Origin of the sequence: Sphingomonas sp. AP4-R1 (genome assembly GCF_013113735.1) — a bacterium.
GTDB lineage: Bacteria > Pseudomonadota > Alphaproteobacteria > Sphingomonadales > Sphingomonadaceae > Sphingomonas_I.
This window is the reverse complement of sequence record NZ_CP053346.1, coordinates 3,926,436-3,952,808: the sequence shown is the minus strand read 5'-3', so window position 1 is coordinate 3,952,808 and position 26,373 is coordinate 3,926,436. Positions and strand designations below refer to the sequence as shown.

The window sequence follows — 26,373 nt, the reverse complement described above, 5'->3', positions numbered from 1 at the left end:
CGCATGAGCACCGAGTCCATCGATTTCGACCGCCTTCTGGGCGGCTATCATCGCTTCCGGAAGGGCGACTGGGCCAGCGAGCGCGCGCGCTGGGCCGAACTGGCCGAGGGGCAGAGCCCGAAGGTGATGATCATCGCCTGCTCGGACAGCCGCGTCGATCCGACCGTGATCTTCGATACGGCGCCCGGCGAGATGTTCGTAGTGCGCAATGTCGCCAATCTCGTGCCTCCGTTCGAAAATGATGGCGGGCGTCACGGCGTCTCGGCGGCGCTGGAATTCGCCGTCACGCAGCTGAAGGTCGCCGAGATCCTCGTGCTCGGCCACGGCGCCTGCGGTGGCTGCAAGGCGGCGCTCAGCCGCGTGTTCGATGGGGCGCAGCCCGGCGAAGGCGGTTTCATCGCCCATTGGGTCGATCTGCTGGACGAGGCGCGCGACCGGGTCATCGCCGAGCATGGCGACGGTCCCGAGGGCGTCCACGAGATGGAACTGGCGGCGGTGAAGGTGAGCCTCGCCAATCTCCGGACCTTCCCGTTCGTCCCCGGTCGCGAGGCGGCCGGCGAGCTGACGCTGCGCGGCGCCTATTTCGCGATCGCCGACGGCCAGCTCCACCTGCTGGACGAGGCATCGGGCGAGTTCAGCCCCGTCACCGTCTGACCTCTCTTCCGGAACAGACTCTAGGAACAGGCTGGGGCGGGTCCGCGTTGGGGCGCCACCAGATTGTTTCGGAGAGTGAGTATGCGTAATCGATTGATGCTGGCCGCTCTGGCCGGTGCCGCGATCCTGTCGCCGGCGATCGCCCAGACGGCCAATCCCGCCGCGCCCACGCAGGAACTTCCCTATGATCGCGGCTATGACAAGCCGACCGCGCGCGCCGATGCGGTGAACGCGCAGGAGGCGCCCGTCACCGACTCGCTCAACGCGCAGGCCGATGTGTCGGCGACGGTGAAGACCAACAATGCCGCCGCCAACCAGGCGCAGTATGAACTCGACCGGCAGGCCTATATCGATGCGCTGGTCAAGCATGACACGGCGGTGGACCGCACGGCCGCCCGTTATGTCCGCCAGCAGCGCGCTTATGCCGATGCGATGGCGGTGTGGCGCGTGCAGGTGCAGCAGTGCAAGCAGGGGCATCAGCGCGCCTGCGATCCGCCGCCGCCCAGCGTCGCCGATTATTATTGATCGGGATGAGGGGGCGGGATGGCCGCCCCCTCGCCTTTCCGGTCATGCGCCGATCAGAAGCGCTCGCCCACCATTTCCTCGCTCAGCGCCCATAGCGCCTTAGCCCGATCGGGATCGAGCGCATAGGTGCGGACACCGTCGCGGAGGCCCTCGCCCTGCGTGATCGAGGCGACGTGGCAATCCTCGCAATAACGGCCGCCGACGGCCTCCGCCTCGGCCCGCACCGCTGCCCAGACCGAGGTGGCCGCACCCTGCGGGATCGACTTGAACTCGAACGGTGGCAGGCCGGCGGCAGCGTTCGATTCGTTGAGCGAGACGACCAGCGCCTCCATTGCCTCTTCGGTCATATGGCGTCCCAATTCGGTGCGGATGCCGCCCGGATGCACCGCCGCCGCGCGCACGCCGCGATCCTTGTGGCGACGATCAAATTCCACCGCGAGCAGGATGTTGGCCGTCTTCGAACGGCCATAGCCGACCCACGGATCATAGGGCGTATGTTCGAAATTCGGATCGTCGAGATCGACGTCCGAGAAGCGATGCCCGGCCGAGGACAGGTTGACGAGCCGCTCGCGGATCAGCCCGGCGATCCGGTTCACGAACAGGAAGTGGCCGAGATGGTTGGTGCCGAACTGGGTTTCGAAGCCGTCGGCGGTATGGCCGAAGGGCGGCGCCATCACGCCCGCATTGGCGATCACGATATCGAAGGGCGTGCCGTCCGCCACCAGACGATCCGCCGCCGCGCGCACGCTGGCGAGCGAGGCGAGATCCAGTTCGATCAGCGAGAAGCGGCCGCCGGCTGTCTTCGCCGCATCGCGGACGACGCCGGTCGCGGCCTCCGCCTTGGCGAGATCGCGCGCCGCGCCCACCACATCGGCGCCATGCGCCGCGAGCGCGCGCGCCGTCTCGATCCCCAGGCCGGCCGACGTGCCCGTCACGAGCACGCGCCTGCCCTTCAGATCGATCCCGGCGAGCACCTCATCGGTCGTCGATGTCGCCCCGAAATTGCTGGTCATGTTGCTTCCTCATCATGTGGCGCGGCAGCCCGGCCGCCGCGCCGGTCAGATGGGGAAAGGCGGGCCACGGCCCTCGCCCGATCGTATCGATCTCTTGCCCGATCCTATCAGCGGCTTGCGCGATGGCGCCGGGCATATGATCTTGGCGCCATGCAGGATCTGCTCGATCGAATGAGCCGGCGCGTGCAGCGCCATACGGACGGCATGCGGCTGGAAACGCCGCTGCCGCGCGTCAGCATGGGTGTCGCGCGCGAGGAAAGTCCGCCGAGTCTGTCGGTGTACGAGCCGATGGTCTGCATGGTGCTGCAGGGCGCGAAGCAGGTGCATATCGGCGATCAGGTGCTGCGCTACGATGCTGCCACCTCCTTCGTCGCCTCGATCCAGTTGCCCGCGACCGGCTGCATCGTCGAAGCCACGCCGGATGCGCCTTATGTGGTGGCGAGCCTGAGGCTGGATCGCGAGGCGCTGGCGAGCCTGCTGGCCGATCTGCCCCCGGCGCCCGCCGCGCCGGTCAGCGGCTTCGGGGTGGCGCCGGTGACGCGCGAACTTCTGGAAGCGTGGGACCACCTGCTGGCGCTGCTCGATGCGCCCGAGGACATCGCCTATCTCGGCCCCACGCGCGAACGCGAGGTGCTGTATCGCCTGCTCCGCAGCGGCCATGGCCCGATGCTGCGCGCCCTTTCCCAGGAGAATAGCCGGCTGGGGCAGATCCATCGCGCGATCGACTGGATCCGCCGCCATTATGACCAGACGCTGCGCACCGAGGCTCTGGCGACGATCGCGGGGATGAGCATCGCCTCCTTCCATCGTCACTTCAAGGCGGTGACGGCGATGAGCCCGCTCCAGTTTCAGAAGGCGCTGCGGCTGCAGACCGCGCGCCGCCTGCTCACCACGCAGCCCGATGCCGCGCGCGCGGCGCATGCGGTGGGCTATGAAAGCGCCTCCCAGTTCAGCCGCGATTATGCACGGCAGTTCGGCGCCCCACCCGTGCGCGACATGGCGAGGATGCGGGAGGCGATCGCCGCCGTCTGAGCGCCTTCCGCCAATCGTTTCGGTGGCGGAAAAGCTTGACTTATTAACCGGAACGGCGAGCCTGCGGGCATGATCAAACGCCCTCTCGCCCGCACTCCCTTTCTCTTCACGGCGGCTGCTCTGCTCGGCACCTCCACCATCGCCTTTTCGGCTATCGCCGCCTCGCCCGATCCGGCGACGCTGCGGGAAGCCGCCCTTCAGGACGATACGGCGTGGGACATCCTGGAGGGCATCACCACCGAGGTCGGCCAGCGCCTCGCCGCCACCCCGGCCGAGGCGCGCGCGCGCGAGTGGGCGGTGGCCGAGCTGAAGCGGCAGGGTTTCGCCAACGTCCATGTCGAGACCTTCACCATGCCCGTCTGGCAGCGCGGCGAGGAGACGGCGGAGATCGTCGCTCCCTTCCCGCAGAAGCTGGCGGTGGCGGCGCTCGGCAATAGCAGCGGCACGCCAGCCGGCGGCCTTACGGCGGAGGTGGCGGCCTTCGACGGGCTCGATGCGCTGGTGAAGGCGCCCGCATCGGCCGTGGCGGGCAAGATCGTGTTCGTGAACCATCATATGGCCGCCCAGCAGGATGGCGGCTCCTATGGCGAGATCGGCGCGATCCGGCGCACGGGGCCTTCGATCGCCTCGCAGAAGGGCGCGCTCGCGATCGTGATCCGCTCGATCGGCACCGATCATCACCGCGTGCCGCATACCGGCGTGCAGACCTGGGTGAACGGCGCGAAGGCCATCCCCGCCGCCGCGCTGAGCGTGCCCGATGCCGAGCAGCTCGCGCGCGTGCTGGAGCGCGGCAAGCCGGTGACGCTCCACCTTTCGATCGGCGCGGGGATGGCGGGCACGGGCACGTCGGGCAACGTGATCGCCGAAGTGCCGGGCCGGGATCCCAAGGCCGGGATCGTGCTGGTCGGCGGGCATCTCGACAGCTGGGATCTCGCCACCGGCACGATCGACGACGCCTCGGGCCTCGCGATCGTGACGGCGGCGGCCAAGCGGATCATGGCGGCGGGCAAACCCCGGCGCACGATCCGCATCGTCTGGTTCGGCGCGGAGGAGCCGGGCGGTTTCGGTGGCGACGCTTATGCCAAGGCGCATGCGGGCGAAAAACATGTGCTGGTCGGCGAAAGCGACAGCGGCGCGGATCGCGTGTGGAAGGTGGATTTCACCGCCGCCGATCCCAAGGCGCCGCTGGCCGACCGGATCGCGCTCGCACTCGCGCCCCTCGGCATCACGCGCGGCAGCGCACGCGCGCATGGCGGCACGGATGTGGGACCGATCGCGCAGGTGACGGGGGCGCCGGTGATCGATCTCCATCAGGACGCGACCCGCTATTTCGACATCCACCACACCGCCGACGACACGCTCGACAAGGTCGATCCCGCCCAGCTGCGCCAGAATGTCGCGGCGTGGACGGCGATGCTCGCGATCGCGGCCGAGGATGCGGAGCAACTGGCCCCGGTGGCACCCGCGCCGGAACGCTGATCAACTCGCGTCGGCGGCGTTCCAGCGCGTGACCTGTGCGCGCGCCTTGCTCAGCATCGCATCCAGCGCGGCACGGTCATAAGGCTTGCCGCCGAGGATGACGGCATGGATCGCACGCGTCGCGCCGATCTCATTCAGCGGATTGCGATCCAGAAGGACCAGATCCGCCACCTTGCCGGGCGCAATCGCACCATAACGATCCAGCTGGCCGAACCATGCCGGTCCGGCTCGGGTGGCCGAAGACAACGCTTGTTCGGGCGTCAGGCCCTTCTCCACGAACAGCGCCAGCTCATCGTGCAGACCAGCGCCCGGATAGTTGAACGAATTGAGGAAGCCGGCATCCGTGCCGGCGATGATCGTGACGCCCGCTTCCTGCAGCATCGGCAGGATCGCAGCCATATGATCGAAATGCGCGTGGCGCGCGGCGATTTCGGCCGGCGTCGCCTGCGCGGCACGCTGGATGCGCCAGTCATAGGTCTTGCGAAGTCCCGGCCCGATATAGGCGAGATAGGGATCCGTCCCGTGATCTTCATCGTCCAGATGCGCGAGAATCCGGCTGCCGTTCAACGTTGGCGTGACGAACACGCCCCGCGCGGCCAGCGCATGATAGGAGGCCATGGCGGTGGCGGGATCGAAGCCTGCATCGATGCGCCGGTTCGCCTCGGCGCGATCGATCCGGCCTGCGGCGAAGTCAGCCGCGATCGCCGCCTCGTCCTTCACGCCCGCTTTGTAGGCATAATCCATATGCTCGATCGAGCTGATGCCGGCATCGACGGCCTGACCGATCGTGAGCGCCATCGGGATATGGCCGGACACGCGCAAGCCGGCCTTGCGCGCCTGCGTCACCGAATAGAGGAACAGCTGAGGATCGAGCGTGCTGTCCGTGATCTTCACGAAATCCACGCGATCCCGCTGGAGCCGGGCGACGGCGGCGTCCGCATCGGCGCGCGTGCCGACCTCGATCGTTCCCTTCCAGACCGGCTTCACCCCCTCGATCTTGGCGCCGGAGGTGAGCAGCCGGGGACCGAACAACGTGCCCTTCGCGATTGCGTCGCGCCATGCGAGCACCTGATCGGGCAGATCGCCCGAGCAATCGCGGATCGTGGTGATGCCGTTCGCGATATAAAGCGGCAGCAACGCCTTGTTCTCGTCGACCAGATCAGGGCCGCCGCCGAAGTGGACATGCATGTCCCACAGGCCGGGAATCAGGAAGCGTCCCCTGCCCTCGATCGATCCCCGCGCGCGCCAGTCCTTAGCGACACCGGCATCGGGTCCGACCGCGACGATCTCACCGCCGCGCCAGACGACGGCCTGATCCGCGATCGACTCGCCATGTTCGACATCGATCACGGTGACGTGGCGGATCATCATGTCGGCATGACCGACGGCAGCTTGTGCCGGACTTACCGAAAATACGACGGCGGCAGACGCCCACAGCAAAGCCTTCATGCGTCCCTCTCCGTTTTCTTTCCATTCGCGAGCGGCGCCGGCGTGATCCGCACGCTCAGTTGCGCGCCCAGTGATGGAAGGCGATCTGTTGGAGTCCAGCAACGAAGGCCTGCGCCTCGGCGCCCGTCCACGCGCCCTGATAGCCGCGCGTCTCGACCGCGCCCGTCCACCAGCCCTGCCCCGGCAGACGATCGCTCTCGCGCACCACCAGCACCGCCAGTTCGGGCTCGCCGCGCTCCGCCGCTTGCGTGTCGATCGCGTCCAGCGTCTTGCAGACGGCGCGCATCTTCGGCCGCGTGAAGCGGTGGCCGAGCAGCCCCAGCAGTTCCGAATAGCTCACGGCCTCGCCCCGCTTCGCCGCGGCGACGAGAATGGCCCGCACCCGCGCCACGTCGGCGATCGTGCCCGGCCCCTCGACCGGTACGATCCCCTCGGCCTCCAGCCACTCCGACAGCGTTTCAATGGCCATCGGAGCGACTCCTCTTAGCGCGTCAGCTTCTTGTAGGCGCTCGAGCCCGGCCGGTCGGCGGCGTCACCCAGACGGCGGCGCTTGTCTTCCTCGTAGCTGTCGAAATTGCCCTCGAACCATTCGACATGGCCGTCGCCCTCGAACGCCAGGATGTGCGTGGCGAGGCGATCGAGGAAGAAGCGATCGTGGCTGATGACCACGGCGCAGCCCGCGAAATTCTCGATCGCTTCTTCCAGCGCGCCCAGCGTCTCGACATCGAGGTCGTTGGTCGGTTCGTCGAGGAACAGCACGTTGCCGCCACGCTTCAGCATCTTGGCGATGTGGACGCGGTTCCGCTCGCCGCCCGAGAGCTTGCCGACATTCTTCTGCTGGTCGGCGCCCTTGAAGTTGAACGCACCCACATAAGCGCGGGTCGACATGTCGTGGCCGTTGACCTTCACATAATCGTGGCCTTCGGACACTTCCTCCCAGACGTTCTTCTTGGCGTCGAGATGGTCGCGGCTCTGGTCGACATAGCCCATCCGCACGGTGGACCCCACCTCGACCGTGCCCGTGTCGGGCGTTTCCTGCCCGGTCAGGATCTTGAACAGGGTGGATTTACCCGCGCCGTTCGGGCCGATCACGCCGACGATGCCGCCCGGCGGCAGCATGAAGGACAGGCCTTCGAACAGTTTCTTGTCGCCGAAGCTCTTCGAGATGTTCTCGACGTCGATCACCTTGCCGCCGAGACGCTCGGGCACCTGGATCACGATCTGCGCCTTGCCGGGGGTCCGGTTCTTCTGCGATTCCACCAGCTGCTCGAACTTGGCGATACGCGCCTTCGATTTGGTCTGGCGCGCCTTGGCACCCTGCCGGATCCACTCCAGCTCGTCCTTGATCGCCTTCTGGCGGCCGCTCTCCTCGCGCTCCTCCTGGTCGAGGCGCTTGGCCTTCTTGTCGAGATAGGTCGAGTAATTGCCCTCGTACGGGAAATATTTGCCGCGATCGATCTCGAGGATCCAGCCCACCACATTGTCGAGGAAGTAGCGATCGTGGGTGATCATCAGGACGGCGCCCGGATAATCCTTCAGATGCGCTTCCAGCCACTGGACGCTCTCGGCATCCAGATGGTTGGTGGGTTCGTCCAGCAGCAGGATCGAGGGCTTCTGGATCAGCAGGCGGGTGAGCGCGATGCGGCGCTTCTCGCCGCCCGACAATTTGTCGACGGGCCAGTCACCGGGCGGGCAGCGCAGCGCCTCCATGGCGATCTCGAGCTGGTTGTCGAGCGTCCATCCGTCGACCGCGTCGATCTTCTCCTGAAGGACGCCCATTTCCTCCATCAGCGCATCGAAATCGGTGTCGTCCTTGGGATCGCCCATCTCGGCCGAAATGGCGTTGAAGCGATCGACCATGTCCGCCACGCCGCGCGCGCCGTCCTTGACGTTTTCCAGCACGCTCTTCGCCGGATCCAGCTCGGGCTCCTGCGCCAGATAGCCGACGGTGATATTCTCGCCGGGCCACGCCTCACCCGAAAACTCCTTGTCGATGCCCGCCATGATCTTCATCAACGTCGACTTGCCGGCGCCGTTGGGGCCGACGATGCCGATCTTGGCACCCTGATAGAATTGCAGGTTGATGTTGCTCAGCACCGGCTTGGGCGCGCCGGGGAAGGACTTGGTCATGTCCTTCATGACGAAGGCATATTGGGCGGACATACGGGGCGAGGCTCCGGACAGGATGGATCGGGTGAAAAGGCTGGTTGCCGGTTAGCCGCTGGCCCCGTGCTTGGCAAACATGGGAAGCGCGTCGGCGGTCGTCAAATGCCGGGAGGGGTGCTGCCGTCTTTTCTAGATAATCGAAATCATCGTCCATCATTATGCCCATTTCGTGGAAATTCGACGACACCTAGATAGCGACCGTCGCTTTCGGGCGAGCAGCAAATGGAGGATTTCATGTCGGATCGTCTTACGGGAAAGACCGCCATCGTCACCGGCGGATCGCGCGGCATCGGCGCCGCGATCGCACGCCGCCTCGCGGCGGACGGCGCGCGGGTCGTCATCACCTATGCGGGTAACAAGGCGGCGGCCGACGCCACGGTGGCGGATCTCGGCGCCGGGGCGCTCGCCATCCAGGCCGATGCCGGAAACCCGGCCGCGGTGAAGGCCGCGATCGAGCAGGCCGCCGCCGTGCTCGGCGGGATCGATATCCTGATCCACAGCGCGGGCGTGCTCGTGATGGGGCCGCTCGGAGAGGTGGACGAGACGGATTATCGGACAATCTTCGACGTCAATGTCGAAGGCGTGTTCAATGGCACCACCGCCGCCTTCCCGCATCTGCGCGACGGCGGCCGGATCCTCATCATCGGCAGCGTCAACGCGCATACGATGCCCAGTCAGGGCGGCGCGCTCTATGGCGCCACCAAGGCGGCGGTGGCGCAGATGGCGCGCGGCTGGGCGCGTGACCTCGGCCCGCGCGGCATCCTCGTCAACGTCATCCAGCCGGGCCCGGTCGACACCGACATGAACCCGGCCGATGGCCCTCATTCGGACTATCTGAAGGAGCGCATGGCGCTCGGCCGCTACGGCCATGTCGACGAGATCGCCAATGTCGCGGCCTTCCTCGCCAGCGACGAGGCCTCGTTGATCACGGGCGCGCTGATCGACGTGGACGGCGGCTTCTCGATCTGAGGATCCGTTGCGGTTCATCCCGGTAAGACGTATCTTACCGGAATGAACGCGCGGACCAAGCTCTCGGCCAAGGGCCAGGTGGTGATCCCGAAGGATGTGCGGGATCGTCTGGCGTGGGAGCCGGGCACGACGCTCGATGTGGTGGAGACGGCCGAGGGGCTCGTGCTGAGGCGTGCCATGAAGAAGAGTGAGCTGTCATTCGACGAGGCGGTTGCCCGGCTCAGGGCGACGGTCAAATGGGACGGCCCAATTTATCGTGACGCAGATTGGAAGGAATCGATCGATCAGATGATGCGTGAGCGCACCGATATCTGATGAAGGCGATCGACACGAACATCCTCATTCGGTTGATCGTCGACGATGATCCCGATCAAAGCCGATGCGCCGAAAAGATCGTTAGCGAAGGTGTGTTCGTACCGCTCACCGTGTTGCTGGAAACCGCCTGGGTGCTAAGCTCGCGCTATCGGATGGGCCGTGACCCTACAGCAGCGACGCTCTCGCGGTTGCTCGACGTCCCCGGAATCATTGTCACGGACGAGGTCGGCGTTCGCCAAGCCATCGCGTTGTACCGGGCGGGTGCCGATATTGCAGACGTGATCCACCTCGTCGCGGCCCGTGGATCGGAGGCCTTCGTGACGTTCGATCGCGATCTGGCGAAGAGGCGGGATGCGCTTATTCCGATCGAGTTGGCCTGAATCCTTCGCGCTTCCAAGGCAGCCGCCGAAGACAGGAAGCGACGGATTTCGGCCGCTCGTGCGTTCAAGCCCTCGGTAATCGTAGAGGAGCTTGATCATGAAGACCGTTGCCACCCTGATCGCGCTGGGCGCGATGACCGCCGCCGCGGTGCCCGCAATGGCGCAGGTGAATGCCCGCCAGCACAACCAGCAGGACCGCATCTACAATGGCGTCCGCAACGGATCGCTCACACCGCACGAAGCAGCGAAGCTGGAGCGGCAACAGGGCCGCATCGCGCATGCCGAGCATCGCGCGCGCGTCACCGGCGGCATGAGTCCGGCGGAGCGGGCGCGGCTGACGGCGCGCCAGAATGCGGCGAGCGCCAACATCCATCACCAGAAGCACGACCCTCAGAATAACTGAGCGCCCGCGCTTTCGATCTCAAAAGAAAGGGCGCCGCCGGCCAGACCGGGGCGCCCTTCCCTTTTTCTGCAAACGTCCGTCGCGGCTCAGTAAACGCGCGCCTTCGGCTTGATATACTCCACCTCGTCGGTGAGCGTGTAATCGTGGACCGGGCGGTAATCGAGCGTCACCTTGCCCTGATCGAACCACGAGATGGTGTGCTTCATCCAGTTCGCGTCGTCGCGGTTCGGGAAATCCTCGTGCATGTGCGCGCCGCGGCTTTCCTTGCGGTTTTCGGCGGAGTGCATCGTCACGACGGCCTGCGGGAGCATGTTGTCCAGCTCCAGCGTCTCGATCAGATCGGTGTTCCAGATCAGCGAGCGATCCTTGATGCCGACATCCGACAGCGTCGTGTAGATGCTGTCGATCTTGGTCTGGCCCTCGCCCAGCAGCGCGCTGTCGCGGAACACGGCGCAATGCTTCTGCATCGTGTGCTGCATGTTGAGGCGGATCTCGGCGGTGGGCGTCGAACCGCTCGCATTGCGATAATGATCGAGGCGGGCCAGCGCCTTCTCGTCCGCCTCGGTCACGATCTTGCCGTGCTTGGCGTGGGGCTGGACCAGCTCCGCGATGCGGAAGCCGGTCGCGCGACCGAACACCACGAGATCGATCAGCGAGTTGGAGCCGAGGCGGTTCGCGCCGTGCACCGAGACGCATGCCGCCTCGCCCACCGCGAACAGGCCGGGGACGACCGCATCCGGATTGCCGTCGCGCAGCGTGACGACTTCGCCATGATAGTTACAGGGCACGCCACCCATATTGTAATGGACGGTGGGCGTGACGGGCAGCGGCTGGCGCGTGAGGTCCACGCCTGCGAAGATCTTGCCCGTCTCGGTGATGCCCGGCAGGCGCTCGGCCAGCACCTTGGGATCGATATGGTCGAGGTGCAGGAAGATGTGGTCGCCATTCTTGCCGACGCCGCGCCCCTCGCGCATCTCCATCGCCATCGAACGGCTGACGACGTCGCGCGACGCCAGATCCTTCGCCGACGGGGCATAACGCTCCATGAAGCGCTCGCCCTGCGAATTGGTGAGGTAACCGCCCTCGCCGCGCGCGCCCTCGGTGATGAGCACGCCCGCGCCGTAAATGCCGGTCGGGTGAAACTGGACGAACTCCATGTCCTGCAGCGGGAGCCCCGCGCGCAGCACCATGCCGCCGCCGTCACCGGTGCAGGTGTGCGCGGAAGTAGCGGAGAAATAGGTGCGGCCCGAACCGCCCGTCGCCAGCACGACGGCGTGGCTGCGGAAGCGGTGGATGCTGCCATCCTCCATGCAGAGCGCGATCACGCCCTTGCACTCGCCATTCTCCATGATGAGATCGAGCGCGAAATATTCGACGAAGAAGTCGGCGTCATACTTCAGGCTCTGCTGATAGAGCGCGTGGAGCATGGCGTGGCCGGTGCGGTCGGCGGCGGCGCAGGTGCGCTGCACGGGCGGGCCGGCACCCATATTCTGCATGTGGCCGCCGAACGGACGCTGATAGATCGTGCCGTTGTCGTTGCGGCTGAACGGCACGCCGGCATGTTCCAGCTCGATCACGGCCGCGGGCGCCTCGCGCACCATATATTCGATCGCGTCCTGGTCACCCAGCCAGTCCGATCCCTTGACGGTATCGTACATGTGCCAGGTCCAGTGATCGGGCGTGTTGTTGCCCAGGCTGGCGGCGATGCCGCCCTGCGCCGCCACAGTGTGGCTGCGCGTGGGGAACACCTTGGTGATGCAGGCGGTCTTCAGGCCCTTTTCGGCGCAGCCCATCGTGGCACGCAGGCCAGAGCCGCCGGCACCCACGACCACCGCATCATAGACATGGTCGACGATCTGATAGGCGGACATCAGGCAGAAGCTCCGGCAAGGGCGATCTTGAGAACCGAGAAGAGGGCGAGCGCACCGCCGCCGATCGCGTAGAAGTTCAGCAGCACGATCGCGCCGAAACGGCTGTAATCGTGGAGGTAATCCTCGATCAGAACCTGCAGGCCGAGGCGCAGGTGATAGAAGATCGAGAGGATCGCCAGCATCAGCGGCACGCTCGCCCAGGGCGAGGACAGCCACAGCATCAGCGCGCGATAATCATAGAGCGGCAGCCGCAGCAGCGATGCGACCAGCCAGATGCCCAGCAGCAGATTCGCCGCTGCCGTCACGCGCTGCATCCACCAGTGATGGACGCCGCTCTTGGCCGATCCCAGACCGCGAACGCGGCCGATACCCGTACCCGAACCCATCAGTGCCCCCGCGTCAGGATGAAGCCCCAGACCAGCACGGTCAGGGCGAGTGCGACGGTCATCGCGATCAGCGAGCCGGTGCGGTTGGATTTCAGCTCGTAGCCCGCGCCCGTATCCAGGAACAGGTGGCGGATGCCGGAGCACATATGCTGGAAGAAAGCCCAGGTCATGCCGATCAGGATCAGCGCGGGGATCAGGTTCAGCCGGCCGGTCGCATCGGAGGTCATCAGATCGACGAAGCGCGCATAGCTCGCCTCGCCGCCGGCCAGCGCGGCCAGCCACCAGATGAAGAGGACGCCGCCGCCGATGGCCAGCCCGTCGCCCGTCACGCGATGCAGGATCGAGATCAGCATGTGCGGACCCCAACGCCAGATCGTCAGATGCGGCGATAGCGGCCTTGCCGGATTGCGCGCCATTATTCCTCCTTTTGGGCTTTCTGCCCGTGCCCTTTAGACCAATGAGAGCGGACTGCAATCATCTGCTCGCACCTGCGGCAAAGCCATAACCGCGCGTTTACCATTGGCGCGCTAGGAACGAGCGGAAGACAGCGCCGCAGAGGTTTCGACGATGGACATGAGCCAGCATCCCCACGCCGGAATCGGCGACATCGGGCAGGAGGAATTCGATCGCCGCTGCTCGATCTATGGCGACAATGGCCGGCTCGGCGCCGATCTCGCGACCATCTGGAGCAAGGCCGGCCCGGTCATGCGCGACGCCGTCTATGCCGAAGGCGAACTGATCCGCCACGATATGCAGCCCGAATCAGAGGCTTATGGTCCTGACGTGCGCCGCAATACCGATCGCGCGCTGCTGGATCTGTTCACGCGGCCCGTAAATGCCGACTGGTTCCGCTACGCGGCCGCGCTGGATGACGAAAGCACGATGGAACGGCGCATTCCCGCCGCTGTTTCCAGCCGAATCCTGTCGCGGCTGATTTCCGCGGCGGCTCAGGCGGTGAGCAAGACGTTCGCCGAGGATGCCGAGTTCGTCCGCATGACGACCGATCGACTCATGACCCTTCTGGCGGTGAAGCTCGATCTCCTGACGCTGCGCCTCACCATGAAGGCGACGATCGAGCAGCGCGAAACGCGCGCCGCCGAAGGCGCCACCTTCCGCGAGACGGTCGGCACCCTGCTCAACGACGCGCTGGGCGGATCGAAGGATTTGCGCCGCCGCACGGCTGACGCGTCCGGTTCGGCACGCGGCATGCTGGGCAAGACCTCCGAAGTGGCCGCCGCCGCCGAACAGTCCGCGATCGCCATGCGCGAGGCCGCGCAGACCGCCGCCGGCCTGATCCGCGCGATCGAGGATGCGCGCAACGAAGTGGAGGTCGCCGCCGGCATCGCCACGCGCGCGGGCAACGAATCGAAGAAGGCGGTCGAGGTCAGCACGGCGCTGTCCGAACATGCCCATGCGATCGAATCGATCCTGGGCCTGATCCGCGACATTGCCGGCCAGACCAACCTGCTCGCGCTCAACGCCACGATCGAGGCGGCGCGCGCGGGCGATGCGGGGCGTGGCTTCGCCGTGGTGGCGCAGGAGGTGAAGAGCCTCGCCAACCAGACCGCTCGCGCCACCGACGACATCGCCGCCAAGATCGGCGCGATCCAGATCGCCACGCGCCAGACGGTGGAGGCCAACGGATCGATCCGCGCCACGATCGGCGACGTGCAGACCTCGGCCGAGCGCATCCGCACCGCGATGGAGACGCAGGCGCAGACCGTGACGATGATCACCGCCGCCGTGGACGAAACCGCGCTCGCCGCCGATGCCATGTCAGGCACGATCGCCGCGATCCGCTCCGGCACCGAGAATCTCGCCGGCAGCATCGACGATCTCGACACCGGCTTCCGGGACGTGGACGGCAAGCTGACGACGCTGGAAGCCAACGCGATCGAGTTCATCGCCCGGCTGGGGTGATCCCCTCACCCCTTCGGAAGAACGCTGAATTGGTCTGAGCCTCATTCCCGTTCGTGCTGAGCCTGTCGAAGCACCGTCCTTCCTTGAGCAACTGATGCCTGAGAAGAAGTACGGCCCTTCGACAGGCTCAGGGCGAGCGGACGTTAGGGGATCGGGTGGGATAATTCCCCTCTCTGGCGGAAAATGCGGGCCGGCCCTATGCGCGCGGCCATGTCTGATGCTCCTCACATTCTCGTCACCGGCAGCAGCCGGGGGATTGGCGCCGCCATCGTCGAGGCGCTCGCGCCCTCGGCTCGCGTGATCGGCCACGGCACGCGCGCCGGTAGCGACCGGATTTCCGCCGATCTTTCGCAGCCGGGTGCCGCCGGTGCGCTCTGGGCCGAGGCGCTCGATCGTCTTGACGGCCGGATCGACATCCTCGTCAACAATGCCGGCATCTTCGAAGCCACGCCGCTCGACCTGCCCGATGCCGACTGGCTTTCGGGTTGGGAGCGGACGATGCAGATCAATCTCACCGCGTCCGCCGAACTGTGCCGCCTCGCCGTTCGCCACTTTCAGGAGCGCGCCGCCGGCGGCCGGATCGTGAACGTCGCCAGCCGCGCCGCCTATCGCGGCGACAGCCCGGCCCACTGGCACTATGCCGCCTCCAAGGGCGGCATGGTCGCGATGACCAAGACGATCGCGCGCGCTTATGCGGGCGCGGGCATCCTCGCCTTCGCCGTCTGCCCCGGCTTCACGATGACGGGCATGGCCGACGATTATCTCGCCAGCCGCGGCGGCGACAAATTGCTCGCCGACATTCCGCTCGGCCGCGTCGCCTTGCCCGCCGAGGTGGCGGAGACGGTGCGCTTTCTCTCCCTCACGGCCCCGCCTTCGATGACCGGCGCGGTGCTCGACATCAATGGAGCCAGCTATGTCCGTTGAATGGCAGGTCCAGTCCCCCGAAAGCTGGAAGATCACCCTCCCCTGCACCCGCGCCGAGGCCGATGCGCTGATCGACGACGCGCCCGCGCTCGACGCATTCGATCCGCTGCCGACGTTGATGACGAGCGAACCGGACCCGGCACAGCCCGATGCGTGGCTGATCGACGTCTATGTCGAGGGTGAGCCGTCGGCCGAACTGATCGCGGTCGTCCGCGCGCTCGCCCCCGGCACCTCCGAGGCCCCCGCCATCGCCCGGCTGGAGGACGAGGATTGGGTCACGAAGAGCCAGGCTTTCCTCACCCCGATCCGCGCCGGCCGTTTCCACGTCTTCACCGGCGCCCACGCCGGCGAGACGCCGGAGGGCGCCGTCCCCTTCCTGATCGAGGCGGGGCGCGCCTTCGGCACCGGCCATCACGAGACGACCACCGGCTGCCTGGAGATGCTCGACCGGCTGGCGACCGACGGCCTCACGTTCGCGAACGTGGCCGATATCGGCACCGGCACGGGCCTGCTCGCCTTCGCGGCGCGGGCTTCCTGGCCGGATGCCGCCATCCTCGCGGCGGACATCGATCCGATCGCGATCGACGTGACTCGCGCCAATATGGCCGTGAATGCGATCCCGGCCGGGGCGATCGCTCTCCATGCCTGCCCCGGAGTGGATCATCCGGATATTGCCCGAACCGGGCCTTTCGATCTATTGATCGCCAATATCCTGGCCGGCCCGCTGATCGAGCTGGCCCCGGGATTTGCGCGCCAGATCGGGCGCGAAGGGAGAGTGATGCTGGCGGGCCTGCTCGCCGACCAGGAACAGGCCGTCGTCGCTGCCTATGAGGCGTGCGGCTTCCGTCTGTCGGAACGACTCCAGCGCGGCGACTGGCCCACGCTGGTTCTGACGCGACAGGCGTAAAGATGGCTTGCGACAAGTGATGTATTGCCATAATACACTATGGCGCCTCAGGGGGGTCCGGGGCGCGGGGATGGAAGCAGATGAACATGGAATCGGGCATCGGCGGCAGCGTTGCCGATTATGAAGCTCTCGATCCGGCCCGCTCGCGCCGGAAGCTGATAATCGCGCTCGTCGCGGTCGTGATCGTGGCGATCGCGATCGGCTATTATGTCAGCCACCGCAAACCGAAGGCAGCGGGCGGCGATTCCGCGCTCCAGCGCGTGACCTATATCGTTCCGGGCCGCAGCGAGATCGCGGCCAGCACGCGCGCCACCGGCACGATCGGCGCGCGGCGCGACCAGCCCGTCGGCATCGCCGGCGAAGGCGGCGTCGTTCGCAGCGTCCTGGTCGAGGCCGGTGACTGGGTGAAGGCCGGCCAGATCCTCGCGATCGTCGATCGCTCCGTCCAGACGCAGCAGGCGGCCGCGATGGGCGCCCAGATCGATCAGTCCCGCGCCGATGCGGCCCTCGCGCTCGCCAATCTCAATCGGGCCAAGAAGCTCGTTTCCAATGGTTTCGTCTCGCAGGCGGACATCGATTCCAAGCAGGCCGCGCTGGATTCGGCCAATGCGCGCGTCGCGGTGGCGCAGGCGCAGCTCGGCCAGCAGCGCGCTTTGATCGGCCGGCTGGACATCCGCGCTCCTGCGGCCGGCCTCGTCCTCACCCGCACGGTGGAAGCCGGCCAGATCGTCGGCGCCGCCTCGGGCGCGCTGTTCCGGATCGCCGAGGACGGCCGGATGGAAGTGCAGGCACGCATCGCCGAGTCCGATCTCGCGCACATGGCTGTCGGCAATCCCGCCATCGTGACGCCGGTGGGCACGGCGCTCAAGATCGAAGGCAAGATCTGGCAGATTTCGCCGGTGATCGATCCGAACAGCCGCCAGGGCACGGTGCGCGTGGCGCTGCCGTTCCGCACCGAGCTGCGCCCCGGTGGTTTCGCCAGCATCGATCTCGGCGGGAGCCCCCAGGAGTTGCCGCTGCTGCCGGAGAGCGCGGTGCTGTCCGATCCCAAGGGCAATTTCGTCTATGTGGTGGGCTCCGACAATCGCGTCTCGCGCCGTGACGTCACGGTGGGCGGGGTCGACGATCGCGGGGTGAGCATCGCCTCCGGCCTCATCGGCCGGGAACGGGTGATCGCGTCGGCCGGCGCCTTCCTCAATCCGGGCGACAAGGTGACCCCCGTCCTCGCCGGCCATTGAGGCGACGCGCATGAACTTCCGCAACATCTCCGCCTGGTCGATCCGGAACCCGATTCCCTCGATCGTCCTGTTCTTCGCGCTGACGCTGGCCGGTTGGGTCTCGTTCATGCGGATGGACGTCAACCAGAATCCGGAGATCACCTTCCCCGGCGTCGTCGTCGTCATCACCCAGCCCGGCGCCGCGCCGACCGAACTGGAAACGCAGGTCGCGCAGCGGATCGAGGCGGCGGTCCGAAATCTGGAGGGCGTGGAGGAAATCAACACGACCATCTCCGAGGGCAGCTCGGAGACGTTCGTCCAGTTCACGATCGAAACGCCGGTGGATCGCGCGACTACCGACGTGCGCGACGCCATCTCGCAGATTCGCGGCCAGCTGCCGGACGGCATTCTCGAACCGCAGATCATCCGCGCCAAGGTGAATGGCGGCGCGCTCGCCAACTGGTCGGTCGAGACGACCGACATGACCATGGAGCAGCTCTCCTGGTACACCCAGAATATCGTCTCGCGCCGCCTGCTGGCGATCGAGGGGATGCAGAGCGTCCAGATCCGGGGCGGCGTCGATCGCGAGATCCGCGTCGTGCTGGATCCCGCCAAGATGCAGGCGCAGGGCGTCACCGCCAGCCAGGTGAACGTGCAGCTGCGCGCGATGAACCTGAACGCCGCCGGCGGCCGCGCCGAGATTGCCGGTGCCGAGCAATCGGTCCGCGTGCTGGGCAATGCGCGCGACGCCTATGCGCTGGGGCAGACCCAGGTGCAGCTCGCCAATGGCCGCTCGGTGAAGCTCGCCGACATCGCCGACGTGCGCGACGCTTATGGCGAGCGGCGCAATCTGGCGATCATGAACGGCAAGTCGGTGGTGAGCTTCGGCATCCTCCGCTCGCGCGGCGCCTCGGACCTCACCGTCTACGATAATGCGGTGAAGGTGCTGGCGCAGCTGGAGAAGGAGAATCCCAAGATTCACTTCATCCAGCGCTTCAATTCCACCAAATATACGGCCGAGAATTACAAGGGCGCGATGCGCGCGATGGTCGAGGGTGCGGTCCTCGCCGTGGCCGTCGTGTTCCTGTTCCTGCGCGATCGTCGCGCGACCCTCATCTCGGCGCTGGCCATTCCGCTGTCGGCCATCCCCACCTTCCTCGTCCTCAGCATCATGGGCTTCACGCTCAATTTCATGACTTTGCTGGCGTTGAGCCTCGTCGCCGGCGTGCTGGTGGACGATGCGATCGTGGAGATCGAGAATATCGTCCGCCACATGCGGATGGGCAAAACCGCCTATCAGGCCTCGATCGACGCCGCCGACGAGATCGGCCTCGCCGTGGTCGGCACGACCTTCTCGATCGTGGCGGTCTTCCTGCCGGTCGCGTTGATGCCGGGCATCGCCGGGCAGTTCTTCAAGAATTTCGGCCTCACCGTCGTCGTCGCGGTGCTGATGAGCCTGCTCGTCGCGCGCCTGATCACGCCGATGATCGCGGCCTATTTCCTGAAATCGCACGGCGAGGCCAGCCACGGCGAGGGCTGGCTGATGGACGTCTATATGCGCGTCCTCCACTGGACGATCGACGACAGCAAGGCGCATGCCGCGCGCAAGCAGGGCAGCCGCCTCAGCCGCCTGTTCGCCTGGCGCTACGATCATCGCTGGTGGACGATGGGCTTCGGCTTCGTCGCCTTCCTGGCCACGATCACCCTGTTCGTGATGCTGCCCAAGAATTTCATGCCGCCGCAGGATCAGGACACCAGCCGCGTGACCGTGACGATGCCGCCCGGCACGACGCTGGAGCAGACCCGCGACGTGGCCGAGAAGGTCGTGAAGATCCTGAAGGCGCAGCCGGACGTGGCCACCGCCGTCGATTATGTCGATGTCGGCGAGGCGACGATCTCGATGACGCTGAAGGACGATCGCACGCGCAAGAGCTTCGAGTTCGAGCGTGAGGTGGCGCCGCTGCTGAACCAGATCCCCGACGGGCGCATCTATTTCCAGTCGCAGAACAGCGACCAGACCAGCAATCGCGACCTCTCGATCCTGCTCGCGGGTGACGATCCCGCGTTGCTGAACTCTGCCGCCTCGAAGGTGGTGGACGAGATGCGCGCGCTGCCCGGCGTCCGCGCGCCGCGCGTCGACGGCGATCTCCCGCGCCCTGAAATCACGATCAAGCCGCGCGTCGATCTCGCCGCGGATCTGGGCGTGACGACGCAGGCGCTGAGCCAGACGATCCGCATCGCCACGCTGGGCGACATCGATCAGAACGCCGCCAAATTCTCGCTCAGCGATCGTCAGATCCCGATCCGCGTGGTGCTGAACGAGAATAGCCGCCGCAGCCTCTCGACGATCCAGAACCTGCCGGTGCCGACATCGCGCGGCGGCAGCGTGCCGCTGAGCGTGGTCGCCGAAATCGGCTTCGGGGCGGGCCCGTCGCAGATCCAGCGCTTCAATCAGGAGCGGCGCGTGGTGATCAGCGCCGATCTCGCCCCCGGCGCGATCGCGGGGGACGAGCGCGCGAAGATCATGGCGCTGCCCGCGATGAAGAATTTGCCCGAAGGCGTCCATTATTCGCCGGCCGGCCAGGCCAAGTGGCAGGAGGAACTCGTCACCAACTTCATGCTGGCGGTGGTTGCCGGCGTGCTGCTGGTCTTCGCGGTGCTGGTTCTGCTCTATCGCCGTGTGATGCCGCCCTTCGTCAACATGGGGTCGCTGCTGCTGGCGCCGCTCGGCGGCCTGATCGCGCTGTCGGTGGCGGGGATGGCGATCTCGCTGCCCGTCTTCATCGGCCTGCTCATGCTGTTCGGCATCGTCGCGAAGAATTCGATCCTGCTGATCGATTTCGCGATCGAGGAGATGCGACAGGGGCGATCGCTGACCGAGGCGGTGGTGGACGCCGGGCACAAGCGCGCGCAGCCGATCGTGATGACGACGGTGGCGATGGTGGCGGGCATGATGCCCACCGCGCTGTCGCTGGGCGCCGACGGATCGTTCAACCAGCCGATGGCCGTCACCGTGATCGGCGGCCTGGTCCTTTCGACCGTGTTGACGCTGCTGATCGTGCCGGCGGGCTTCAGTCTGGCCGACGGGCTAGAGAAATGGCTGGGCCCGAAGCTCAGCAAGGGCCTCACCAGCGGGGGCGAACACGCGCCCCCGCACGGAGCGCCGCACGCGGCGGAATGAACCTTCGGGCGCGACGGTGATTGTCTTCGGACATGCCGTCGCCCATTCCCTGCTCATGATGTCGCCCGCCCGAGCAACCGCCACCCCGTCCCCGCTCCGCCGGATGCGCGCGGTCGCGACCGGGCTGCTGCTGGCGATGGCGCTGTTGTTCGTCGTCTCCACCCTGCTCGTCCCGCGTCATCCCGCCTGGGCGTTCGTGCGCGCCTTCGCCGAGGCGGCGATGGTCGGCGGGCTGGCCGACTGGTTCGCGGTGACGGCTCTGTTCCGTCACCCGCTCGGCCTGCCGATACCCCACACCGCGATCATCCCGCGCAACAAGGATCGGATCGGCGACAGCCTCGCCGCCTTCCTGCGCTCCAATTTCCTCACGCCCAGCGTCGTCGCGCGGCGGATGCAGCGGCTGGACATCGCCGCCGGCGTCGGCCGCCTGCTCGCCCGCCCGCCCTCGGGCAAGATGCGCGGCGGCAAATTGGTGGTCACGTTGCTGGAGGGCTTGGCCGACGAGCGGCTGGGCGGGATGGTGAAGGGTATTGCCGTCCAGCGGCTGAAGGACATGAAACTCGCCCCGCTCGCCGGGCAATTGCTGGCGGCGGCGATGGCCGAAGGGCGCCACCGTCCGCTGATCGACGGCGCGATCGACTGGATCGGCCGCACGCTGGATGCGAACGAGCCTCTGTTCCGCAAGATGATCCACGAGCGCGCGGGATCGATCCTGCGCTGGACCGGGCTCGACGAGACGCTCTCGACCAAGATCCTCGAAGGCCTGTTCAAGCTGCTCGCGGACGTGGCCGACGATCCCGATCACCCGCTGCGTGCGAAGGCGGAGGAGGCGCTCCAGCACCTCGCCGAGCGGCTCCAGCATGAGCCCGAAATGCAGGAGCGCGTCGACCGCTTCCGCGACGCGATGGTCGCCAATCCGGCGGTCGGGCATTGGCTGGACGGGATGTGGCAGAATGCGCGGGGCGCCATCCTGCGCGCCGTCCGCGATCCGCAGCAGGCGATGGCGGGCCGCTTCGGCGAGATGCTGCGCCAGACGGGCGAGACGCTCCAGAATGACGAGCGCCTGCGGATCGCCGTCAACCGCTTCGCCCGCCGCGCCACCGTGGGCATCGTCGCGGCCTATGGCGACGGGATCGTGGCTCTGGTGTCGGACACGATCCGGGGCTGGGACGCCAGCACCGTCACCGCGCGGCTGGAGACGGCGGTGGGCCGGGATCTGCAGTATATCCGGGTGAACGGGACGTTGGTGGGCGGGCTGGTCGGCCTCGTGATCTATGCGGTGTCGCTGGCGATCGGGTGAGGCGCATCAGCGGCGGCCGACGCGCGCTTGTGGACCTAAACCGAACCTCGTCACTCCGGACTTGATCCGGGGTCCCGCTTCCTCTGCGGCCCCGCAAAAGAAGACGTGTGATTCCGGATCAGGCCGGGGGCGGAATCATCAACGGCGGCTTTCGCCTCATAAGTCGGCGTTCAGAGGTGGCGAGCCCGGCACCACGAGCGATCGTTGACCCTGGCCGGTAATCTCGTCAACTTGGGCTTTCGTAGGGGGTATCAATGCATAAAGCCGTTGTCGTCGCGCTTTTGATTTCAACGGCGAGCGGTGCGCAGCCGGTTCCAACTTCGAAACACATCCAGAAGATCATGGCTAAGGGTGATGGATTGACACCTGCTACAGCCTTCAAGGTTTCCAGCGTCAAAGAGGAATACCAGATAGCCGCCGCCTTAGGACTGAAAGTTCAGTCTCAATCATTGGTCGTTCAAAAGAAGCCTTTTGATATGCTCCAGGCGACCAATGAGGCCGGTGACGCTCGTGAAGTTTGGTTCGACATTAGCAGCTTCTATCCAGAATTCTGAACGGCAACCAACCATATAAGTCGCCTAGAAGAAGACGGTCGTTCCCCGCCCACAGCCGTCATTCCCGCGAAAGCGGGAATCTATGGATGTGGTCGCCGCTGTTAATGCACGTCCTTGATCGCCCCCCTGTCCATGGATTCCCGCCTTCGCGGGAATGACGATGGGAGGGATTTTGCCTTCACGTCACCGTCGTAGGCCGCCGTTCTAGCTGACCAGCGCCAGCCTCGGCGGCTCCAGCGGGGCGAGCCGCGCCGCAGCGATGCCCGGCATGTGCTCCACGCGCGCCGCCAGCTCGGCATCGACGCGATAGTCGCGGCCCACGCGGATGCGGATCTCCTGCCCCTCGACATGCGCGATCAGATCGATCTCGCTGCGGCCGCCCTTGGCGTCGGCGAACAGACCGGCCAGCGCGGCGGGCGCGCCCGGATCCGCCAGTTCCACCTCCATCCGCAGCCGAGCCCCGCCGACGAGGCTGTCCAGCGGGCGGGTGGCCCGCGCGGTGAGACGCGGAGTCTCCTCGCCCGGACGGCGATCCAGCTCCGCCGTCACCAGCAGGCACGCGCCCGACTTGGCGGCGGCCTCCATCTCGATCCCCACCGGCTCGTCGAACACGCTGACCATGAACTGGCCGGTCTGGTCGGAACAGGTGGCGAGCAGCCAGCGATTGCCGCGCGCGGACGTGCGCCAGGCCGCCCCTTCCACCAGCACGGCCAGCTTGGCGGTGGGCCGCGCGGTCGGCCGGCCGCGATCGTCGCGTTCGGGCTCGGACGAGACCGACATCGTCATGATCTGGGCATAAGGCCGCGCGCCTTCGCCCTGCGCCACATGGCGGAAGCGATCGGTGGGGTGCGCCGAGAAATAGAAGCCGAACGCGTCCTTCTCTGCGCCCATCCGCTCCGCGACCGACCAGCGCTGTCCGGTAGCCAGCCGGATATGCGCGTGCGCCGCCTCGGAGGGCCCGCCGAACAGGCCGCCCTGCCCGGTCTCGCGCTGCTCGTGCGCCTTGGCGGCCTCGGCCAGGATCGACTCGGCCGCCGCGAACACGCCCGCGCGGTCCTTTTCCAGCGCGTCGAACGCACCGGCCGCGGCCAGCGCCTCCAGCTGGCGGCGGTTGATCAGGCGCGGATCCACGCGCTCGGCGAAATCGTCGAGGCTCTTGAAGGGGCCACTCGAGCGGCGCTCCGCGACGAGTTGCTCCATCGCCTTCTCGCCCACGCCCTTCAGCGCGCCGAGCGCATAGCGGACCGCACCGTCCTCGACCGAGAATTCCGCCTCGGCCGAATTGATCTCGGGGCCCAGCAGATCCACGCCGGAGCGGCGCGCATCGTCCACCCAGATGTTGAGCTTGTCCGTCAACGCCATGTCGTAACACATGGAAGCCGCGAAGAATTCCGGCTTGTGATGCGCCTTCAGCCACGCCGTCTGATAGGCGAGCAGCGCATAGGCCGCCGCGTGGCTCTTGTTGAAGCCATAGCCCGCGAACTTGTCGATCAAATCGAACAGTTCGTTGGCCTTCTCGGCGCCGATGTCCTGCCGGCCGCAGCCCTCGACGAAGCGGCTGCGCTGGGCGTCCATCTCCGCCTGGATCTTCTTGCCCATCGCGCGGCGGAGAAGATCGGCGTCGCCCAGCGAGTAACCGGCCAGGATCTGCGCGGCCTGCATCACCTGCTCCTGATAGACGAAGATCCCGTAGGTCTCCTTCAGGATGCCTTCCAGCAGCGGGTGCGGATATTCGATCTCGGCGCGGCCATTCTTGCGGTCGCCGAACATCGGGATGTTGTCCATCGGACCCGGCCGATAGAGCGAGACGAGCGCGATGATGTCGCCGAAATTGGTGGGGCGCACCGCGGCCAGCGTGCGGCGCATGCCCTCCGATTCCAGCTGGAACACGCCGACCGTGTCGCCACGCTGGAGCAGGGCATAGACGTCCGGATCGTCGACGCTCAATGCGCCGAGATCGACGGTGACGCCCTTCCGCGCGAGGAACTGCACCGCCTTCTGTAGCACGGACAGCGTCTTCAGGCCGAGAAAGTCGAACTTCACGAGGCCTGCACCCTCGACGAACTTCATGTCGAACTGGGTGACGGGCATATCCGAACGCGGATCGCGATAGAGCGGCACGAGCTGGTCGAGCGGGCGATCGCCGATCACCACGCCGGCCGCGTGGGTCGAGCTGTGGCGCGGCAGGCCTTCCAGTTGGCAGGCCAGATCGAACAGGCGCTTCACCTGTTCGTCGCTCTCCACTTCCTTGGCCAGTTCAGACACGCCGTTAAGAGCGCGCGGCAAGGTCCAGGGATCGGTGGGATGATTGGGGACGAGCTTGGCCAGTCGATCGACCTGGCCATAGCTCATCTGCAGGACGCGGCCGGTGTCCTTCAGCACGGCGCGCGCCTTCAGGCGCCCGAAGGTGATGATCTGCGCGACCTGTCCGCGTCCATATTTCTGCTGGACGTACTGGATCACCTCGCCGCGCCGCGTTTCGCAGAAATCGATGTCGAAGTCCGGCATCGAGACGCGCTCGGGATTGAGGAAGCGCTCGAACAGCAGGCCCAGTTCGAGCGGATCGAGATCGGTGATCGTCAACGCCCAGGCGACGACCGAGCCCGCGCCGGATCCACGCCCCGGCCCCACCGGAATGTCGCGATCCTTCGCCCATTTGATGAAGTCGGCGACGATCAGGAAGTAGCCGGGAAAGCCCATCTGGACGATCACGTCCGTCTCGAACTTCAGCCGCGCGAAATAGGAGGCGCGCTCCTCCTCGGTCAGCGTCTTGCGCGCGAGCCGGGCCTCGAGGCCCTTGCGCGCATCCTCGCGCAGCATCTCGGCCTCCGCCTCGCGATTGCCGGCGAGGCTGGGCAGGATCGGCTTGCGATAGGGCGCCGCGATCGCGCAGCGCTGGGCGACGACGAGCGTGTTGGCCAGCGCCTCGGGCAGATCCGCGAACAAAGCGTTCATCGCCTCGGCCGGCTTGATCCACGCCTCCGGCGAGGATTTCACGCGATCGTCCGAATCCACATAAGCGGAGCCGGCGATGCACAGCATCGCGTCATGCGCGGCGTGGAAGCCCGGCTCGGCATAGGAGGCCGGGTTGGTCGCCGCCAGCGGCAGATCGCGCGCATAAGCGAGATCGATCAGCGCCCCTTCGGCCGCCTCTTCCGCCGCGTCGCCACGGCGGGACAGCTCGATATAGAGCCGCTCCGGAAACAGCGCCTGCAGGCGATCGAGATAGCGGGCGGCCGCATCCATCTGCTCGCCCGCGAGCAGCCGGGCGAGCGCGCCCTCGCCGCCAGCGGTCAGCGCGATCAGGCCGTCGGTGCGCCCCTCCAGCCGATCGAGCGGCACGTGGGCATCCTCCTGCACCGGCCGGTCGAGATGCGCGGCGGAGACGAGCGAACAGAGATTGTCATAGCCCTGTGCGTCCTGCGCGTAGAGCGCGAGCCAGTCGATCGTCGGCGGTTTGCCGTCCGCCGTTCCCGGTCGGGCCACCGCCAGCAATGTGCCGATGATCGGCTGGACGCCCGCTTTCTTCGAGGCATCGCCGAACGCCATCGAACCATAGAGGCCGTTGCGATCCACGATCGCCGCCGCCGGATAGCCGAGCGCCTTCACCCGTGAGGCGATCGCCTTCGGGTCGATGGCGCCTTCCAGCATCGTGAAGGCGGACAGGATGCGGAGCGGCACGAAGCTCTGGACGGCCATGCGCGGAATGTAGGCGCGATGCCCCGCAG

The 26,373-nt window shown here is 66.6% G+C and carries 23 protein-coding genes; 15 read left to right on the top strand and 8 right to left on the bottom strand.

Features of this window, described 5'->3' with window-relative positions:
- The first annotated feature begins 3 nt into the window (after positions 1–3).
- On the top strand, positions 4–654 hold the full coding sequence (locus tag HL653_RS18020; protein ID WP_171745735.1) for a carbonic anhydrase: 651 nt from the start codon (positions 4–6) through the stop codon (positions 652–654).
- A gap of 81 nt (positions 655–735) precedes the next feature.
- Positions 736–1,179: a hypothetical protein gene (locus HL653_RS18015; RefSeq protein ID WP_171745734.1), complete on the top strand. Its 444-nt coding sequence runs from the start codon at positions 736–738 to the stop codon at positions 1,177–1,179.
- Between the two features lie 53 nt (positions 1,180–1,232).
- On the opposite strand, the gene HL653_RS18010 is transcribed toward HL653_RS18015, so the two are convergent.
- Positions 1,233–2,192, bottom strand: coding sequence for an SDR family NAD(P)-dependent oxidoreductase (locus tag HL653_RS18010; protein ID WP_171745733.1), 960 nt, complete (start codon positions 2,190–2,192; stop codon positions 1,233–1,235).
- A gap of 171 nt (positions 2,193–2,363) precedes the next feature.
- On the opposite strand from HL653_RS18010, the gene HL653_RS18005 reads away from it, so the two are divergent.
- Together HL653_RS18005 and HL653_RS18000 are read left to right on the top strand one after the other, a co-directional pair.
- Positions 2,364–3,224 carry an AraC family transcriptional regulator gene (locus tag HL653_RS18005; protein WP_216599898.1) on the top strand — a complete coding sequence of 287 codons (861 nt, stop codon included), beginning with the start codon at positions 2,364–2,366 and terminating at the stop codon, positions 3,222–3,224.
- Positions 3,225–3,293: 69 nt separating this feature from the next.
- Entirely contained in the window at positions 3,294–4,703 is a 1,410-nt protein-coding gene (locus HL653_RS18000; RefSeq protein WP_171745731.1) for a M20/M25/M40 family metallo-hydrolase, read from the top strand.
- Here HL653_RS18000 and HL653_RS17995 read toward each other — a convergent pair whose 3' ends face one another.
- From HL653_RS17995 to ettA, 3 genes are read right to left on the bottom strand one after another with little or no spacing between them, the layout of a single operon-like run.
- On the bottom strand, positions 4,704–6,152 hold the full coding sequence (locus tag HL653_RS17995) for an amidohydrolase family protein (RefSeq protein ID WP_171745730.1): 1,449 nt from the start codon (positions 6,150–6,152) through the stop codon (positions 4,704–4,706).
- 55 nt (positions 6,153–6,207) lie between these two features.
- The gene (locus tag HL653_RS17990; RefSeq protein WP_171745729.1) at positions 6,208–6,621 is read right to left on the bottom strand and encodes a ribose-phosphate pyrophosphokinase; all 414 of its coding nucleotides are present in this window, start codon (positions 6,619–6,621) and stop codon (positions 6,208–6,210) included.
- Between the two features lie 14 nt (positions 6,622–6,635).
- The gene (gene ettA, locus HL653_RS17985) at positions 6,636–8,315 is read right to left on the bottom strand and encodes an energy-dependent translational throttle protein EttA (RefSeq protein ID WP_171745728.1); all 1,680 of its coding nucleotides are present in this window, start codon (positions 8,313–8,315) and stop codon (positions 6,636–6,638) included.
- 237 nt (positions 8,316–8,552) lie between these two features.
- On the opposite strand from ettA, the gene HL653_RS17980 reads away from it, so the two are divergent.
- The 4 genes from HL653_RS17980 to HL653_RS17965 all read left to right on the top strand — a co-directional run bounded on the left by HL653_RS17980 (position 8,553) and on the right by HL653_RS17965 (position 10,385).
- On the top strand, positions 8,553–9,287 hold the full coding sequence (locus tag HL653_RS17980) for an SDR family NAD(P)-dependent oxidoreductase (protein ID WP_171745727.1): 735 nt from the start codon (positions 8,553–8,555) through the stop codon (positions 9,285–9,287).
- Positions 9,288–9,329: 42 nt separating this feature from the next.
- Positions 9,330–9,602, top strand: coding sequence for an AbrB/MazE/SpoVT family DNA-binding domain-containing protein (locus HL653_RS17975; protein ID WP_171745726.1), 273 nt, complete (start codon positions 9,330–9,332; stop codon positions 9,600–9,602).
- Positions 9,602–9,982 (top strand): type II toxin-antitoxin system VapC family toxin, encoded by a 381-nt coding sequence (locus HL653_RS17970; protein WP_171745725.1) that lies wholly within the window; start codon positions 9,602–9,604, stop codon positions 9,980–9,982. The genes HL653_RS17975 and HL653_RS17970 overlap by 1 nt, the downstream gene beginning before the upstream one ends.
- 97 nt (positions 9,983–10,079) lie before the next feature.
- On the top strand, positions 10,080–10,385 hold the full coding sequence (locus HL653_RS17965; protein WP_171745724.1) for a hypothetical protein: 306 nt from the start codon (positions 10,080–10,082) through the stop codon (positions 10,383–10,385).
- An 86-nt stretch (positions 10,386–10,471) separates the two neighbouring features.
- Here HL653_RS17965 and sdhA read toward each other — a convergent pair whose 3' ends face one another.
- From sdhA to sdhC, 3 genes are read right to left on the bottom strand one after another with little or no spacing between them, the layout of a single operon-like run.
- The gene (sdhA, locus tag HL653_RS17960) at positions 10,472–12,259 is read right to left on the bottom strand and encodes a succinate dehydrogenase flavoprotein subunit (RefSeq protein WP_171747085.1); all 1,788 of its coding nucleotides are present in this window, start codon (positions 12,257–12,259) and stop codon (positions 10,472–10,474) included.
- Positions 12,256–12,642, bottom strand: coding sequence for a succinate dehydrogenase, hydrophobic membrane anchor protein (gene sdhD, locus HL653_RS17955; protein ID WP_171745723.1), 387 nt, complete (start codon positions 12,640–12,642; stop codon positions 12,256–12,258). The genes sdhA and sdhD overlap by 4 nt, the downstream gene beginning before the upstream one ends.
- Positions 12,642–13,058, bottom strand: a complete 417-nt coding sequence (sdhC, locus tag HL653_RS17950) for a succinate dehydrogenase, cytochrome b556 subunit (protein ID WP_171745722.1) — start codon at positions 13,056–13,058, stop codon at positions 12,642–12,644. Before sdhC ends, sdhD begins: the two co-directional genes overlap by 1 nt.
- A gap of 157 nt (positions 13,059–13,215) precedes the next feature.
- Between sdhC and HL653_RS17945 the strand changes: the two genes are divergently transcribed.
- The 7 genes from HL653_RS17945 to HL653_RS17915 all read left to right on the top strand — a co-directional run bounded on the left by HL653_RS17945 (position 13,216) and on the right by HL653_RS17915 (position 22,645).
- On the top strand, positions 13,216–14,562 hold the full coding sequence (locus HL653_RS17945) for a methyl-accepting chemotaxis protein (RefSeq protein WP_253717019.1): 1,347 nt from the start codon (positions 13,216–13,218) through the stop codon (positions 14,560–14,562).
- 210 nt (positions 14,563–14,772) lie between these two features.
- Positions 14,773–15,486: an SDR family NAD(P)-dependent oxidoreductase gene (locus HL653_RS17940; RefSeq protein WP_171745721.1), complete on the top strand. Its 714-nt coding sequence runs from the start codon at positions 14,773–14,775 to the stop codon at positions 15,484–15,486.
- Positions 15,476–16,393, top strand: a complete 918-nt coding sequence (locus HL653_RS17935; protein ID WP_171745720.1) for a 50S ribosomal protein L11 methyltransferase — start codon at positions 15,476–15,478, stop codon at positions 16,391–16,393. The genes HL653_RS17940 and HL653_RS17935 overlap by 11 nt, the downstream gene beginning before the upstream one ends.
- 80 nt (positions 16,394–16,473) lie before the next feature.
- A complete protein-coding gene (locus HL653_RS17930; RefSeq protein WP_171745719.1) occupies positions 16,474–17,631 on the top strand; it encodes an efflux RND transporter periplasmic adaptor subunit in 1,158 nt (385 codons plus the stop codon).
- 10 nt (positions 17,632–17,641) lie between these two features.
- Entirely contained in the window at positions 17,642–20,791 is a 3,150-nt protein-coding gene (locus HL653_RS17925; protein WP_171745718.1) for an efflux RND transporter permease subunit, read from the top strand.
- Positions 20,792–20,846: 55 nt separating this feature from the next.
- Complete coding sequence (locus tag HL653_RS17920) at positions 20,847–22,091, top strand: DUF445 domain-containing protein (RefSeq protein WP_253718138.1); 1,245 nt, start codon at positions 20,847–20,849, stop codon at positions 22,089–22,091.
- 254 nt (positions 22,092–22,345) lie between these two features.
- Complete coding sequence (locus HL653_RS17915; RefSeq protein ID WP_171745717.1) at positions 22,346–22,645, top strand: DUF4919 domain-containing protein; 300 nt, start codon at positions 22,346–22,348, stop codon at positions 22,643–22,645.
- Between the two features lie 204 nt (positions 22,646–22,849).
- Here HL653_RS17915 and dnaE read toward each other — a convergent pair whose 3' ends face one another.
- Positions 22,850–26,344 (bottom strand): DNA polymerase III subunit alpha, encoded by a 3,495-nt coding sequence (gene dnaE / locus HL653_RS17910; RefSeq protein ID WP_171747082.1) that lies wholly within the window; start codon positions 26,342–26,344, stop codon positions 22,850–22,852.
- Positions 26,345–26,373: the final 29 nt, after the last annotated feature.